Origin of the sequence: Streptococcus gordonii (assembly GCF_001553855.1) — a bacterium.
Lineage (GTDB): Bacteria > Bacillota > Bacilli > Lactobacillales > Streptococcaceae > Streptococcus > Streptococcus gordonii.
Window position 1 is genome coordinate 16,366 of the sequence record NZ_LQWV01000040.1, and the last position, 15,010, is coordinate 31,375.

Here is a 15,010-nt window from a genome sequence, read left to right on the forward strand (position 1 = left end):
TAATCAACCTATATTTCAAATCCATGATTAGTTTTCTTGGACTAGAAGGTCATATGGAAAGTACTCCAACTCCTTTAAGCGTTCATCAAAGATTCCTTTGATCTTACAAGTAGCAGCGGTGTCAAAACTCCAGTAGCCATCATAACCTCTATTGTCATACTTATGTGTTCCATACCAAGGTTCATCCGAGTGGCTATAATACCAGAAACCCTGCGCCTTGGCTACACTCTCATAGTTGTCCTCAATCATATTTTGATACTCTAGAATCGAATGGAAAGGGACTATCTTATCATGGAATAGATAAACCATGTAGTATTCAATCAAGCCATCTGTGTGGTCCATATGCTCATAAATAGCCTTTAAATCATCCAGAAACTCTTCCTTGAGCTCACTATAGAGAACTCCCAAGGAAAAGATGTTAACTGCCAAGTCAAATGGAACTCCCTCTGAGGCAATGAGTTTGAGATAAGACAGAATCCCTTGATAATAGGGAAAAATCTCCTCTTTCGAAGCCCCTATAGAATAGGAAAGTTTCACTAGTTCTTCATTATTCAAAACCAAATCTTGATAATGGAACAACAAATACTTCTCCGCAATTTCATCCGTCATCTCGATATCTTCTCTTAAACGGTTTTGTAAACGAGTAACGCGTCTTTCAAAATACTCTTGATTTTTATGTTTATCTCTTAACATAAGGTAACTCCTGACTTTGCTCAACATCACTACTAATCTAATATCTCTGATAGTTTCTCTATTATCTTTTCTTTGTTCTTTTCCTTATCAACTGATAGGTAGTTTTTAAAGTTATCTAGGGACTGGATTTGATTTCCAATAATAGTTCGCAACTGCTCATTGAAGAATTCTTCTTGTTCAGCATCGATCTCTTCCAATAAGGCAGGTTTATAGTCTTTTCCCTCACACTCATAAGCTAACGAGGCTATGGAAGCACCTGCTTCAATAATACAATTCCACCTTGATTCATATTTTGGATCATCCTCTTGCATATAAATAAAAGCCCCTCCAAATTCAGTTCCATCATCGAGAAGGAAATAGAGGTCATCTGCAGACACTTCATGATTCTCTAGCCATTTCCAGCATACTTCAAGAATCTCTTCAATCTGCTTATAAAACTGGCTTCCCTGCATCGATTTGGATAACCATATAGCTATTCCTAACTTAAATAGTGCTTTATTATATTTATTCATGGGTACGCATTTCTTTCAACTTTGCTCTTAGTTCTGTATCAACTCTTTGAATTCCGAAAATGTTTTAGCTAAAAAATAAGCATTATTCTCATCGCTCGAGGCTTCTAATTGATACGTATCATCGTAATAGTATATACCTTCGTTATCATCACCACTTTGCCAAAATAGTAGAAATCCGTGCTGAATAGTATCACCAATAATAATGGAATGGTCAAAAATATAGTTACGATATTCTTCTGTCCACTGTTCTATATCTGCATTTTTAATTCCAGTATTTATACCAAACATAGTATCAATATTAATAACTTCATCAATTTGATGAATCTTAATTGAATTTTCAAATGTATAAGATAAATTCCTTCCTCCGTTTTGTGTAACTAAAAATTCTTTATAGTCAACTGGAAGTTTGATATCAAATCGTTTTTCTAAAGGTTTGATATTTTCATCTTCTGTATGCCCAAATGGGTCTATAATTAATACCATTTTATCTACCTCCGATATAATGCCTCTTTGCTTGAGGTTCTCAGCCATGTTTAGATGTCCCTGCTAAGAATAACCTTGTTAACGTAACAAAAAGGAAAGGACATTTTCGATAAAAACTAGGAGAAAAACCAGCTTTCCTACTTTTCTTGGACTAGAAGGTCATATGGAAAGTACTCTAGGTCTTTCAAACGTTCGTCGTAGATTCCTTTGATCTTGCAGGTTGCGGCGGTGTCAAAGCTCCAGTAGCCATCATAACCTCTATTGTCATACTTATGTGTTCCATACCAAGGTTCATCCGAGTGGCTATAATACCAGAAACCCTGCGCTTTGGCTACACTCTCATAAGTATTTTCTATCATATTTTGATACTCTAGAATCGAATGAAAAGGAACTATCTTGTCATGGAATAGATAGGTCATGTAGTATTCAATCAAGCCATCTGTGTGGTCCATCTGCTCATAAATAGCCTTCAAATCATCCAAAAACTCTTCCTTACGATCACTATAAAGAACTCCTAATGCAAATATATCAACCGCCAAGTCAAAAGGAACTCCTTCCGAAGCGGCCTCTTTTAAGTTGGAGAGGATCCCTTGGTAATATGGAAAGAGCTCCTGAACATCCTTCCCTAGAGAGTAGCCAACTCTTAATAAATCTTCATAATTAATGACCATGAACCTAAAATGACTCATGAGATCTTTAGGTTTTTCCTTTTCATAATCTTCTATATCTTCCTGTAAGCATTTAGAATACCATTCAAATGCCTCTTGGAAGTATTCCTCAGTTTTGATTCTATCTCTTATCATGTATTAACTCCTTGTCTATGGGCGGATAATGTTCGCCTTCTTATCGAGATTATTAATCATAATGTCGCCATTCTTCCTAACCTTCACTAACTGATAACCAACATCTCCAGAGTCCATTGCAGTCACAATTTCTTCAAAATTTCTACCTACGACTGCATCTTTTAAGCGATCTCCTATCCACTCACGGCTCATCTGCTTGATTTCCGGATTCTTCAAGTAACTTAAGCGAGCACTACCATACTTAGCTTCTGCGATGATATAGGGTGGGTGACCATTAGGGTTGTGGTAGACTCCATCAATTCCCAGATGGGTGGCTCCATCGATTTCTGTGGTCATGTCCAAACTGATGCGCTCATAACCCAGCTGACGATAGATTTCGTCCGTACTCATCTCGCCGTAGTTCCCTTTACGCATATTACTGATCAGCTCAATAGTGCCGTCATCAACCTCTGATATGATCCCTCTTTCTACATTCAAAAATTGAGATAAACTTTATTGTTTTAAGAATGACTTTATTCTTGTTTAATTGTTTCTATAATATATTTAAAATCGGCGACTAATTCATCATAATTCTTTTTAACAAATAAATAATAAGCCTCAATCCCCCTGTGGATAATAGCATTTACAGTAGGGTGAAATTCTCTATCTGTTGCATCAATCATAAATTGCGTCATCTGATAAGCAGTTTCCGTTGGATAACGGAGTTTATCAATGCCGATACGAATCATCAGCGCTTGTACATCGGTTGGTGGTATTGATTCTTCATGAGCTTTTCCGTTTAACATCCCAAAAATATAGGCTGCCACTAACTGTTTGTCAAGATCATCATCCAAATCAATCGTGACCAAACTTAAAAATTTGTCGACCATTTCGATAGCTTCATTTACAGTGTTTTCTTTCATGTTTTCTCCTTATAAAACCTTATAGTACCCCTTGGTATAACCGCAAGGGATGTAGCCTGCTTGATATAAAGCATACAAATCATCATAAAATGTTGACTCAGCTTGGGGAACCTCTTTTTTGATGGTCAAGTACCTAGCTATGCCAATGATATCAAATTTAATCTGATCTTTCATGGATGCTACTAGTTTACCTTCCCCGATCAGGTTATCTAATCGTGCTTCAATTTCAGGAATTATTTCCTCTTTTGCGCTAATTCCCAGTGAGTTCCAGTGCTTATGAATATCACTATGATTTTTAAAAATATAAACACTAAAATCACCACCTTTCTCTAACACAAAATTCTCCCACTTCAAACTATTGATACTCTTTTCTGCTTCCTGAAGTTTCTTTATCTGTTTGATGGGAACAATCGTTTCTCTGCTTTCCTTTAAAAAAGGAAGCGAGATTAAACTTTTAATAACGTCATCGTTTATTTTCATAAATAACCTCTATTTTATTTTGGGTAGATTCAGTTTTCCTGGTATTCTAGGAACAAATTTTTGAGCTGTTAGTCCATAAGAAATCTGCTGTTCCATAGCTTTGGATACAACATCCTTGGCTTGCGCCCAGTACCCCAGTCCTTTGTGAAAAGGCACTTAACTGAATATTAAGTGCCGATATCAAAAATATTATAGCTGATTTTCTTTCACTTCCTCAAACCATTTTTCAAATTCTAGTCGTGGAAGCAATTCTTCATCCTTGTCATAACGTCCTTCATAACTATAGCGACTGTCAAGGCTGTTTTTCTGTGCATCATAAATCAACCACATTTCAGTTGGGTGTTCACGATTGTACTCTTGGCAAACGTCAAGCAATTTTTGTATATCTTCAAGACCAAAGTGTTGTACTGCTACCATCATATTTTTTGAAGTGTCTACTTTTTTATTTATAATTTCATTCACTGCATACATTTTTGTCACAATTCCATTAATTTTATAAAAAACATCAAAGGAAAGTAATGCTTCTTCAGAAATGCAATAAATATATATTTTCTCTGCCTGATTTTGGACATATTCCATAGCTAGTGAAATCATACTAGCCTGAACTTCCAAAAAATTATCTTCAAATTGTGTCATTGCTACATTCCTTTTATATTTTCAATAAAACTTCCGCTTTGTCTGAGTTTAGAAAATCTTTCAGTATATGCAAAGTATGTTCAATAGAATCTTTATTACCACCATACACTCTTCTTATACTCTTATCATCAATAAGCTTGGATAAAAATGTGACTGAAAATTTCTCTTCATCAGTTTGAGTAAACCAAATGTTAAATAATCCACCCTCTCCTGCTTCCAATTGCGTATTTTTACCTGTTGATGAAATACCTATTATCATATGATAACCGTTATACACGAACGGAAAATTAAAATTTTCATCTTCTCCTTCATTAATCGCAATCGTATCAAGATCAATCGAAAAAATTTTCTCTAAAGCTTGCTTGACATTCTGATAACCTAAACTATCTCTTATTGGTAAGTATTGTTCGCTCATTTCTAAGGACTCCACATATTCCTAAAAATCCTCACTTTTATATCTTTTTTCTCTCAAAAGATTCATTTCATTCTTGAACATTTCATCTTCTATGAAAAAAACTATCCTTATAAAACCTTATAGCATCCCTTGGCAAAACCACAAGGAATGTAGCCTGCTTGGTATAAAGCATACAAATCATCATAAAATGTTGACTCAGCTTGGGGAAGCTCTTTTTTGATGGTCAAGTAGATGGCCAAGCCAATGATATCAAATTCAATCTGACTCCTCATTGAGGCAAGAAGTTTACTATCCGCAATCAGTTTATCTCAACGCGTTTCAATTTCAGGAATGATTTCCTCTTCTGCACTATCTACTAGTTCATTCCAGTGCTTATACATGTCGCTATGATTTTTAAAAAGATAAACAGTAAAATCTCCACGTTTATCTAAGACAAAATTCTCCCATTTTAAACTATTAATATTCTTCTCCGCTTCTTTTACAGTCTTTAACTGAGTAATCGGTAGACTTGTTTCTCTTTCTTCCTTCAAAAAGTCTATACTTATTAATTCATTTATCACCTCTGAATGGATCTTCATCTTTATCCCCTTTCTAGAAATCAAGCTATTCTTTCAGATAAAAAGCTTCGTTTTCTATTCTCCCTGCACCAACAAGTCATATGGGAAGTACTCTAGATCTTTCAAGCGCTCGTCGTATATTCCTTTGATCTTGCAGATTTCATCAATAAATATAAAAACTACAAATAATTTGAAGAAAACTTATACTTATAGGAGTATATCCTGATAACCAATTTCAGACAATACGCCATTGACAAATTTTATTCCTATGCCATTTTCTTTATCCCAATCACACTCACATAAAAAACCAAACTCTTCAACATTTTCGTCAAAAGTTAAAGGAAACATGATTTTCTTTGGTTGTAACAAAGAATAAATCTTATCTTTGTCACCAATTATATCTAAAAAATATTGTTTTTCTTTATGATTCGTGTAGCTTGAAACAATATCTGATATTTCACGATTGTAATATGATAAAATTGCCACATCTGCCTCTTTTGCTATTTCATCCATGTGATTCTCGAAAAATATATAGGCTTTTTCCTGATTAATTTCAAAATCAGCATCTTCATTCGCATCAATATTGGTTTCCAAAATATGGTGCTTATTGAAAATCTCTAGAGAAATGTCTTTTGTCCAACCGTAATTAAATTTTATTTTACCAAAAGTCTTATGATTTATTCCCATTGTTTTTACAACTGTTTTTTCTTTCAATATAGTATCGCTAAAAACTCTGTAAAGCTATTTGCTACAAACTCTATAGCAGGTTCCAGGTCATATGATTCTTCGTGATACCAGATACACATGCTTGGATTTTCGGGATCCTCTGTATAATTTAGACAAACAAAATCACCACCAAATAATGCTGCTATGGGGATTAGTTGCATTCCGACATAATCTTCATCAAAGACAATGCGACCTTCCAATTGTGTACTCACAACTCCGATATCATAATCCTCTTCTGCCTTCTCACCTGAAATAGCTAGTATAGCTAAAAAGCGATCGATTACTTTCTCATTATTCCCAAAATGAAAATACCGTTTTGACGGAATCAATCCATTCTCATTCTTTATAAATTCCTTATAATCGTCAGGTAATTTAACCCTCCACGCTACTTCTCTTTCCTGTAATAGCGCATCAGTTGGCAAGGGATAGATGATTGCTTGTTCTTTCTGAGTCATATTTTCTACTTCTTTCTCTATTTAAAATCTTTATACTTCTAGCTCTGAAGAATTAATCAGTCTCTTCCTTGTACCATAATGGAGAGGGGTACATATAAGTTCCGCTGTTTGCTACATCTCTTCGTCCTTCAGGAACTGTAAAATCTAACAGCTTGAAGAATTTCTCTTTTGCTTCCAAAAAATTAGTAAATTCAAATGTTTTTCCCATAATATAAGACCTATCATCTCTACAATTTAGCAAATAAAATATGACAAGACAATTTATCGTTTTTTTGACTCGCTATTTTTGAATATAGTTGATCTTATTTGAACTGTTTTTTCCTCTGATTTCATCTGAATTGTAACACCATAGATTGTATAACTAGAATAGCTAACTCTTATTCGACAGGTCGTATCTTCTGGCATATCGTACTTATTTTTAAGATATTTATAGAGGTCAGAATGATTTTCTGGTTCATAGATAATATCACGAAGCTCTGTTTCCGCACTCTTAAAAGTTTCCTTCACATCCAAGGAGATGAAATAATCTCTAGAAACCACTAAATTAAGAATTTCTTCGTCAAATAAAGAATTTATCTCTGAACCATAATTTAGTTTACCATTAGAATAAGTAACAGGAACTGTCTCTTTAGTGTCCCTAGTTGTTATTGTGTAATTCCCCTTAATATCAGCTTGAGTGATATCTAAGTCCACTTCGTATTTTTTGACTTCATCTTGATTTTTTATATAAACTCTACTAGTGTATGACTTTAGCCCAGTAAAATCTTTCTTGTCTTGTTCTAAAAATTTAAACAGGGGTTCAAACATTTTTTCAAATTCATACTGTTCCTTTGTTCTGTTTTTGGGAATGGTTTCACCACCAAAACTACATCCATTCAGGACAAAAAGTGTCGAAAGCATTAGCGTTACACTGACAACCCACAATAAGTCTTTTTTCATTTCTTTCTCCTTAATATTTTATGTCCTATTATACCACACCTCCATTTTCATCTGAAATGGTTTCCATTTTAGGATAAGAAAAAAACACTGATCCTTCAGTGCTTTTTTGATTGAATTATTGCCCCCTGCAGGAATATAAAATATGCTCAGAAAGCCTATTCTAATAGGATTTAGGATAAACTTGGTCAATATTTGGTCAAAAATTTCGCTAACTTTTTATCCAACTCACTCTGGCAATTCTACCTTTAAGCTCATATCCGTTGGTTGCAATACCTTCTGAACAGCTGCGAGAAAGGCCAACCCATTATCAGATGGAGAATACTGGAATGTGATATGGATGACTTTTTTGTCAAACTTATCACCGTATCGTGCCACATACTGCTTGCTTTCGAGGAAGTGAATGTAATTGTTAATTTTTTCTTGCAGAATTTCCAGATGGACTGCTTCTATCTCCTCCTCCCAGCCAACTGGGTCCGCTAAGAGAAGCTCCAAATGATTATCAACGGTGCCAATAGCATCAAGTTCAGTTGGCTTGAGTTCTGAAGAGATAGCTTTATGTAACAGTTCTTCAAATTCTTGATTAGAAAACAGCCGTTTCACTGATGATGGATTTACTAGAATACGAGTAGGTGTTGATCTAAAATAATTTTGTCTAGCGATTTCCTTACTTTCCTTAGTCACCCATTCTCCAGTTTCTAAGAATAGTTCCACCTCATAAGCATCTTGTTCGGATCTCAAAGCCTTGTCTACTAATTCTTTACTAACTGGATAAGTAACTTCTCTTTCTTGAAGTCCCCCTGTCATCCAGGACATTGTATAACAACCATTTTCTTCAGTTATAATAAACCCATTTCCTTTTATTTGACTCATACTACCACTCCCCAGTTCTTTCTCTTATGAAACGTTTCTCTCACTAGCCTTCTTTTCTCCCACAAGTAATTGCATGATCGCTGGCCATTTTCTAAATTGATAGTCAAATCTGAACATGAAGATTACTAATAGACAGAGGAAGCAAAAGATCACTGCCTTGACTTCTTTCTCTATAATAAATAAAGCTACGGAAAATGGAGTTGTGATGATGAAAAAAGATAGTATAAGTTGCAAAAAAACTTTTCGTCTTTTTAATCCCTTAATAAATGCTTCTTTTTGAGCACCTTCTAACTCTGATTTTTTTAATTTTAGACTAGAATGATAATAGCCAATTATTAACTTTGCTGAAAAATAAGCTGGTAGACTCAGGAAAACGACCAAAAATACTCTGATCCACATATTTTCCAATAAACCAATTTGAGTGATTAGAGCAGAAATTTTATCTATAAGGAATAAAGTGATGGGGACCCAGACGTAATACCAGTTACTTGGAGTAGAAGTCTCCTCCATTAGGATCTTATTTTCCCAATCAAAATGGTATTTTTTATTGTTCCAGATTCCTAAATTAATGATTGACTTCACATTTTCACTTACCTTTCAGTTAGAACTTTCTACTAGGGATTATACTCAATCAATCGCCAAGCGTTTTTCAGCTAGTCCAATTTTTACCGTTGTTCCTTGACCGACTTGGGATTCTAAGGACAAGGAATTACCCAGTTGATCGGATATTTTTTTTGATAAATAGAGTCCTAATCCAGATGATTGATGAGTAAGGCGACCATTATAGCCTGAAAAACCTCTTTCAAAGACACGTAAAATATCACTGTCCTTAATTCCCAAACCAGTATCTTTCAAATAGAGGAAATCATCTTGGCAGAAGATTTCAATTCCGCCTTCCTTGGTATACTTGAGGCTATTAGATAAGACCTGCTCCAAGATGATCATAAACCATTTTTTGTCTGTCACAATGGTTCGATCCAAATCGTGCAGGTTCAGTGTCAAACCTTTCTGGATAAAGAAAAGAGCATATTTTTTAACTACTTCCTTGACCAAATCTTCCAGATTTTCCTTCTTCAAGACGAGGTCGTCATGGAAACTTTCCAAGCGCAGATATTGAAGAACTAGGTTGACATAAGATTCGATTTTGAAAAATTCTTGGCCCAGTTGCTTCTTGGCATCTGGATCTGTCAAGTCCTGCACCAGCAAAGATCCAGCAGCGATTGGCGTCTTAATCTGGTGGGCCCAGAGGGTATAGTAGTCCATCAAGTCGTTGTAGCGCTCTCGTTCTAGGACTGATTGACTCTTTTTTTCAGCTTCCATTTTTTGGATCTTATCAAATAGCAGAGCTTCTACAGCTGTTTGAGCCTGTTCTTGTCCATAAAGTAGCTGATTGTGATAGTTCTTATAGGCTATCAAGCTGTCTATAGAAAGAGTCAGAATCCCCAAAACCAGCAAAAGAATAAAAATATACTGAAGAACTACCCGACTATCTTCAAATATAAAACTAAAAAATAGTAACAAACCAAAAAACAGCAAGAACTGCAATAAAAAATAGCGTCTTGAGTAAATATAATATTTGATAAAGAAAAACTTATTCCGTATGTCCATTTGTCAGACCGTATCCAATCCCTTTTTTTGTCTCAATAAAGTTCTTGAGACCTGTTTCTTCCAGTTTTTTCCGGAGTCTAGCAACATTGACAGATAGGGTATTATCATCAATAAAGAAATCGCTGTTCCATAGCTCTTTCATCAAATCTTCCCGCTCAACTATACTGCCTGCTCGCTCAAATAAAACACGTAAAATCTGGAATTCATTCTTAGTCAGCGTAATGACCTGACCATTATACATCAAGTCCATAGACTTGAGATTTAAAATCACGCCTCGGTGTTCTAGGAGATTTTGATCTGTACCAAACTCATAAGAGCGGCGCAACAGTCCTTGAACCTTAGCCAGAAAAACATTGTTATCAAAAGGCTTGGTCACGTAGTCATCACCACCCATATTGATAGCCATGACGATATCCATAGCCTGGTCCCGTGAGGACAAAAACATGATGGGAACCGTTGAAATCTTACGAATCTCCTGACACCAATGGTAGCCATTAAAGAGGGGCAAACCAATGTCCATCAAAACCAGCTGAGGTTCCTCCTTAACAAAAAGAGATAAAACCTCCATAAAATCTTCAACCGCAAAAACTTGATAACCCCATTGTTCCAACATCTTTTTAATCATTTGACGGATGACTGGATCATCCTCTACTAACATAATCTTATGCATTTTCGCCTCGCTCAAAATTATTTATAGCTATTATACCAAATTCTTTAGCAATTCACAGAAGTTCTCTTGATGAGACAAAAATCAGACGTTTTTCATGAAATTTCAAGTATTTTCCGAAAATTTGTTGATATTTTCTTTATAAATTGATAGAATAACAGAACATTCGGAATTATCTGAAAATTCATTCTTTGTACGAAAAGGAGATTATTATGATTGAACAAACTCAAACATCTACCTGGCAGTCAAAAATAAAAGCCTTAGGGCCAGGGATCCTTATGGCTTCTGCTGCTGTTGGTGGCTCTCATATCGTTTCATCTGCTCAAGCAGGCGCTATGTATGGCTGGTCCCTTCTCTTGCTCGTCATTCTTACCAACCTTTTTAAGTATCCATTTTTCCGGTTTGGCGCTGAGTATACGCTAGAAACAGGAAAAAACTTGGTAGAAGGCTACGCTGAAAAAGGAAAGGTCTACTTGGGTATTTTCTTTATCCTCAATGTTTTCTCTGCCTTAGTCAATACTGCTGCGGTTGGGATTTTGTGTGCTGCTATCGTAGCAAGTGCCTTTCCTAATGCTCTAGGCCTAAGTATCACCCAATGGTCCCTAATTTTGATCGTTATCATTTGGGCTATGCTTCTCTTTGGAGGCTACAAATTCCTTGACGGGCTGGCCAAATGGATTATGTCTGCTTTGACTCTCGCTACTGTCTTAGCTGTCATTGTTGCAATCATTGAGCATCCAGAATACGGGGCGGATTTTGTTGAAAAAACTCCTTGGCAAATGACTGCTTTACCATTTATCGTCTCTCTTATGGGTTGGATGCCAGCTCCAATTGAAATCTCCGCTATCAATTCCCTCTGGACCGCTGAAAAAGGAAAAACAGTTGACATCTCTATCAAGGATGGTCTCTTTGACTTCAACGTTGGTTTCATCGGGACTGCTATTTTAGCCGTTTTCTTCGTCGCCCTAGGCGCTTTAATCCAATACCCAACTGGGCAGGAAGTCCAAGCAGCTGGAGCAGCCTACATCCAACAATTCGTGGGAATGTACTCTTCTGTTCTTGGGGATTGGTCACGCTTCTTGATTACCTTTATCGCTTTTCTTTGTATATTTGGAACTGTAATCACAGTCATCGACGGCTACTCTCGCGTCAATGCTGAGTCTCTTCGCCTTCTTTTCAAGAAAAAAGAAATCTCACAAAAAGAGCTGAATATTTGGATGACTGCTACTTCTATCATCGGTGGTATCATCATATATTTCTTCCAAGGAAGCGTTGCACCTATGCTAAGATTTGCTATGATTGCATCCTTCTTAACTACTCCATTTTTTGCCCTACTGAACTACCTTCTAGTTACAGGTGAAAATAAAAACCTAGCAAAATGGTTGAAAGCACTCTCTATTCTCGGTCTTATTTTCCTCTTTGGTTTTGCTTTCTTCTTTATCTACGCATTAGTAATTGGTAAAGCCTACTAATAAAATAAAGAGCAGATGGCTCAAAAGTTAAGCTTTTGTCCTCTGTTCTTTTTTGTCTTCTTCCAGCAAACCGTACTAGCTTATGATATACTATCTATATATCGATTCCTAGGAGATAGACAAATGGAAAATATTTTTAAGTACCTAGATGATACGCAGTATGATAGTATCTATGACCGTCCCTTTAATGAACTTGACCTACTTATCCTAACAGAATTAGCCTACCTTTCTTTTGACGGACTCGTCACAAGAGAACTGGAACTAGATAAGAGCAAGCGGCTACAAGACATTGCAGAAAATTACCCTCAAGAGCAATCTATGATGCATACCCGAAATCGTCTTAAACTACTTGAAAAAGCCTCCCAAACTAAACGTTTTAAGAATATTAAACTAATGGGCTTTATAAACGACATCGACTTGGAGATTGAAAAACAATTTGCTGCCTTAGTATACTGTATTCAGTCTAAACCTGCCACCTACGTCCTAGCCTACAGAGGGACCGACGACTCTATTATTGGTTGGAAAGAAGACTTCCATATGACCTATATGGATCGGGTTCCAGCCCAAAAAAATGCCAAGAAATACTTAAAAGAGGTTCTCAGAGAGCTCGATGGAGACTTCATCTTGATTGGGCACTCTAAAGGAGGGAACTTGGCTGCTTATGCTGCTAGTCAAGTTAATCCTCTCTTGCAGGGGCGTATTAAAAAGATCTATAGTTATGATGCCCCTGGACTAAACAAAGCCATCATTGAAAGCGATGGTTATAAGGCAATTGCCAATAAAATTCAACACTACATTCCGCAAGGTTCTATTGTGGGCATGATGTTAGAAATTCCTAAACAGATGGCAATCGTCAAAAGCACTGCCCTAGGAGGTCTAGCTCAACACGATACTTTTTCATGGCAGATTGAGGGAGACAGTTTTGTCCTCCTAGACAGCTTAAATCCAGATAGTCTTCAGACGGATAAAACATTGAAGAATTGGGTAAGAAGTACATCTGATGAAGAATTAAAAGATTTCTTTGATTTGTTCTTCGGACTTGTACTAGATGCCGGTATCACTTCTATTGATGATTTCTCTAAGATCTCAAACGTTAGAAAAGTTTTAGAGATTTTTAAAAACGCCAACGCATTATCGGATGAGGAAAGAGAAATGCTGACACGACTCACTAGTCTTTTAGTAGATATGCGAGTCCAAAGCTGGAAGGACGATATTAGTCTACCTAACCTTTCTGAAATTGGAAAAGATATCCGAGAAAATCTATCACGCTGGAGTAAGCAGCTTCCTTTCGGCCAGTCTGATACTGACAAAACGGAAGACACCACCTCAGATGTTTAAGAGTAACATCGCAAAAGTGCTCTCTATCTTATCTAATATTAGACTTGACCTATCCATCCCAAAAACGAAACAAGTTTGTCCTTGACAGCTTGTTTTTTCTTTGTTAAAATGTAACAAAAAATATTACAACTAATTAGTGATATTTTTAGAAAGGACACAAACTATGAAATCTATCAAAGGAATTGCCCTTATCGCTGTTAGCATACTCTTGACCATCTATGATTGGACTTCATCTGGAATGACCAACTTTATCGTACCCGGTCTGGCCTTGACTACCCTTTCGCTGACCTTTTTACTTGCGACTCGGAACGCCCTATTGGAAAAATGGTTCCATGGCATTGAAAAGATGTACGCTTATCATAAGTTTACAGCTATCTTTTCCGTCGTTCTGCTTGCTCTCCACAATGTTGCCATGGGTGGTAGTCTCTGGGGCTCTCATCTGGCAGCCCAGCTTGGTAATGTTGGTATCTATCTTTTTATAAGTATTGTACTGGTGGCCTATCTTGGCAAGCACATCAAATATGAGGCTTGGCGCTGGATTCACCGCTTTGTTTATTTGGCCTATATCTTTGGTCTCTTCCACGCTTATATGCTAATGGGAGCTCGACTCCTAACGCCGACCTTGCTGGGCTTCGTAGTCGGATTCTACGCGATCATAGGTTTAGCTTCTGGCTTTTACATCATCTTCCTCTATCAAAGTTTGGCCTTTCGCCATCTGGGAAAAATTCTTCAGGTCAAGCGACTGAATCACGATACCGTGGAGTTGAAGATCCAACTCAGTCAAAAGCTAGACTATCAGTACGGTCAGTTTGCCTTCGTCAAGATTTTCCAAGAAGGATTTGAAAAAGTGCCACATCCTTTCTCTATCTCTGGTGGTCATGACAATATCGTCTACTTTACTATTAAGAACTCTGGCGATCACACTAAAAAAATTTATGACAAGATCCAAGAGGGAACCAAGGTCACCATTGACCGAGCTTATGGTCACATGATTCTTGACCAAGGGCAGGAAAAACAAATCTGGATTGCTGGTGGGATTGGCATTACGCCCTTCATTTCCTATATCCGTGAAAATCCTAATCCGAATCGTCCAGTCAGCTTCTACTATGCTTATACTGGAGCAGAAAACGCTGTTTACCTAGACCTACTCAAAGACTACGCGGCTAAGAATCCGCAGTTTAACCTTCATTTGGTTGATAGTAAGTTCTCTGGCTATTTGGACTTCAAGAATTATCCTCTGGGCAACCAAACCACCGTCTTCATGTGCGGACCTGTCAAGATGATGGATAAACTAGCCAGCGAATTTAAAAAGACCAATCCTAAAGCAGATCTAGTCTATGAAGGCTTTAAGTTTAAATAAAGAGTATAAAACATCAGGAGCAACCTTATTGTTGCTCCTGATGTTTTATTGTCTAGTAATGGATGGAGCTGAATCAAGATACAGATTGGGAGGT

Annotated in this window: 22 protein-coding genes and 1 pseudogene; 3 read left to right on the forward strand and 20 right to left on the reverse strand. The window is 36.7% G+C overall.

Going from position 1 to position 15,010, the window contains the following annotated elements:
* Positions 1–27 precede the first annotated feature (27 nt).
* The 20 genes and pseudogenes from AWH02_RS09480 to AWH02_RS09560 all read right to left on the reverse strand — a co-directional run bounded on the left by AWH02_RS09480 (position 28) and on the right by AWH02_RS09560 (position 10,749).
* Entirely contained in the window at positions 28–693 is a 666-nt protein-coding gene (locus tag AWH02_RS09480; protein ID WP_060954928.1) for a PoNe immunity protein domain-containing protein, read from the reverse strand.
* Positions 694–725: 32 nt separating this feature from the next.
* Entirely contained in the window at positions 726–1,205 is a 480-nt protein-coding gene (locus AWH02_RS09485; protein WP_060554299.1) for an Imm6 family immunity protein, read from the reverse strand.
* Between the two features lie 27 nt (positions 1,206–1,232).
* On the reverse strand, positions 1,233–1,688 hold the full coding sequence (locus AWH02_RS09490; protein ID WP_060554319.1) for an SMI1/KNR4 family protein: 456 nt from the start codon (positions 1,686–1,688) through the stop codon (positions 1,233–1,235).
* A gap of 137 nt (positions 1,689–1,825) precedes the next feature.
* The gene (locus tag AWH02_RS09495; RefSeq protein WP_060954929.1) at positions 1,826–2,491 is read right to left on the reverse strand and encodes a PoNe immunity protein domain-containing protein; all 666 of its coding nucleotides are present in this window, start codon (positions 2,489–2,491) and stop codon (positions 1,826–1,828) included.
* A gap of 15 nt (positions 2,492–2,506) precedes the next feature.
* Positions 2,507–2,968, reverse strand: coding sequence for a hypothetical protein (locus tag AWH02_RS09500; protein ID WP_223358753.1), 462 nt, complete (start codon positions 2,966–2,968; stop codon positions 2,507–2,509).
* Positions 2,969–3,003: 35 nt separating this feature from the next.
* Positions 3,004–3,393 carry an Imm48 family immunity protein gene (gene imm48, locus AWH02_RS09505; protein WP_060554301.1) on the reverse strand — a complete coding sequence of 130 codons (390 nt, stop codon included), beginning with the start codon at positions 3,391–3,393 and terminating at the stop codon, positions 3,004–3,006.
* A gap of 9 nt (positions 3,394–3,402) precedes the next feature.
* Positions 3,403–3,873 (reverse strand): hypothetical protein, encoded by a 471-nt coding sequence (locus AWH02_RS09510; RefSeq protein WP_060554302.1) that lies wholly within the window; start codon positions 3,871–3,873, stop codon positions 3,403–3,405.
* Between the two features lie 189 nt (positions 3,874–4,062).
* Positions 4,063–4,509 carry a hypothetical protein gene (locus AWH02_RS09515; RefSeq protein WP_060554303.1) on the reverse strand — a complete coding sequence of 149 codons (447 nt, stop codon included), beginning with the start codon at positions 4,507–4,509 and terminating at the stop codon, positions 4,063–4,065.
* A gap of 13 nt (positions 4,510–4,522) precedes the next feature.
* Entirely contained in the window at positions 4,523–4,924 is a 402-nt protein-coding gene (locus AWH02_RS09520; RefSeq protein ID WP_060554304.1) for a hypothetical protein, read from the reverse strand.
* Between the two features lie 107 nt (positions 4,925–5,031).
* Positions 5,032–5,196 (reverse strand): hypothetical protein, encoded by a 165-nt coding sequence (locus AWH02_RS11230; protein ID WP_223358751.1) that lies wholly within the window; start codon positions 5,194–5,196, stop codon positions 5,032–5,034.
* Between the two features lie 36 nt (positions 5,197–5,232).
* On the reverse strand, positions 5,233–5,502 hold the full coding sequence (locus AWH02_RS11235; protein WP_223358749.1) for a hypothetical protein: 270 nt from the start codon (positions 5,500–5,502) through the stop codon (positions 5,233–5,235).
* Between the two features lie 54 nt (positions 5,503–5,556).
* Positions 5,557–5,637: pseudogene (locus AWH02_RS11350) on the reverse strand (PoNe immunity protein domain-containing protein); the annotation flags it as partial.
* Between the two features lie 51 nt (positions 5,638–5,688).
* Positions 5,689–6,195, reverse strand: a complete 507-nt coding sequence (locus tag AWH02_RS09530) for a DUF6985 domain-containing protein (protein ID WP_223358747.1) — start codon at positions 6,193–6,195, stop codon at positions 5,689–5,691.
* Positions 6,192–6,662: an SMI1/KNR4 family protein gene (locus AWH02_RS09535; RefSeq protein ID WP_060554306.1), complete on the reverse strand. Its 471-nt coding sequence runs from the start codon at positions 6,660–6,662 to the stop codon at positions 6,192–6,194. Before AWH02_RS09535 ends, AWH02_RS09530 begins: the two co-directional genes overlap by 4 nt.
* A gap of 52 nt (positions 6,663–6,714) precedes the next feature.
* Entirely contained in the window at positions 6,715–6,903 is a 189-nt protein-coding gene (locus AWH02_RS10955; protein WP_223358745.1) for an Imm59 family immunity protein, read from the reverse strand.
* Between the two features lie 20 nt (positions 6,904–6,923).
* Positions 6,924–7,601 carry a hypothetical protein gene (locus AWH02_RS09540; protein WP_060554307.1) on the reverse strand — a complete coding sequence of 226 codons (678 nt, stop codon included), beginning with the start codon at positions 7,599–7,601 and terminating at the stop codon, positions 6,924–6,926.
* Between the two features lie 225 nt (positions 7,602–7,826).
* Positions 7,827–8,471 carry a DUF6572 domain-containing protein gene (locus AWH02_RS09545; RefSeq protein WP_060554308.1) on the reverse strand — a complete coding sequence of 215 codons (645 nt, stop codon included), beginning with the start codon at positions 8,469–8,471 and terminating at the stop codon, positions 7,827–7,829.
* A 24-nt stretch (positions 8,472–8,495) separates the two neighbouring features.
* A complete protein-coding gene (locus tag AWH02_RS09550; protein ID WP_060554309.1) occupies positions 8,496–9,053 on the reverse strand; it encodes a hypothetical protein in 558 nt (185 codons plus the stop codon).
* A gap of 45 nt (positions 9,054–9,098) precedes the next feature.
* Complete coding sequence (locus tag AWH02_RS09555) at positions 9,099–10,079, reverse strand: sensor histidine kinase (protein WP_060554310.1); 981 nt, start codon at positions 10,077–10,079, stop codon at positions 9,099–9,101.
* Positions 10,063–10,749: a response regulator transcription factor gene (locus AWH02_RS09560; protein ID WP_008809440.1), complete on the reverse strand. Its 687-nt coding sequence runs from the start codon at positions 10,747–10,749 to the stop codon at positions 10,063–10,065. The genes AWH02_RS09555 and AWH02_RS09560 overlap by 17 nt, the downstream gene beginning before the upstream one ends.
* A 209-nt stretch (positions 10,750–10,958) precedes the next feature.
* Between AWH02_RS09560 and AWH02_RS09565 the strand changes: the two genes are divergently transcribed.
* The 3 genes from AWH02_RS09565 (at position 10,959) to AWH02_RS09575 (ending at position 14,916) form a co-directional block, all read left to right on the forward strand.
* The gene (locus tag AWH02_RS09565) at positions 10,959–12,218 is read left to right on the forward strand and encodes an NRAMP family divalent metal transporter (RefSeq protein WP_060554311.1); all 1,260 of its coding nucleotides are present in this window, start codon (positions 10,959–10,961) and stop codon (positions 12,216–12,218) included.
* 123 nt (positions 12,219–12,341) lie between these two features.
* On the forward strand, positions 12,342–13,556 hold the full coding sequence (locus AWH02_RS09570; protein WP_060554312.1) for a DUF2974 domain-containing protein: 1,215 nt from the start codon (positions 12,342–12,344) through the stop codon (positions 13,554–13,556).
* Between the two features lie 163 nt (positions 13,557–13,719).
* Positions 13,720–14,916, forward strand: a complete 1,197-nt coding sequence (locus AWH02_RS09575; RefSeq protein ID WP_060554313.1) for a ferredoxin reductase family protein — start codon at positions 13,720–13,722, stop codon at positions 14,914–14,916.
* Positions 14,917–15,010: the final 94 nt, after the last annotated feature.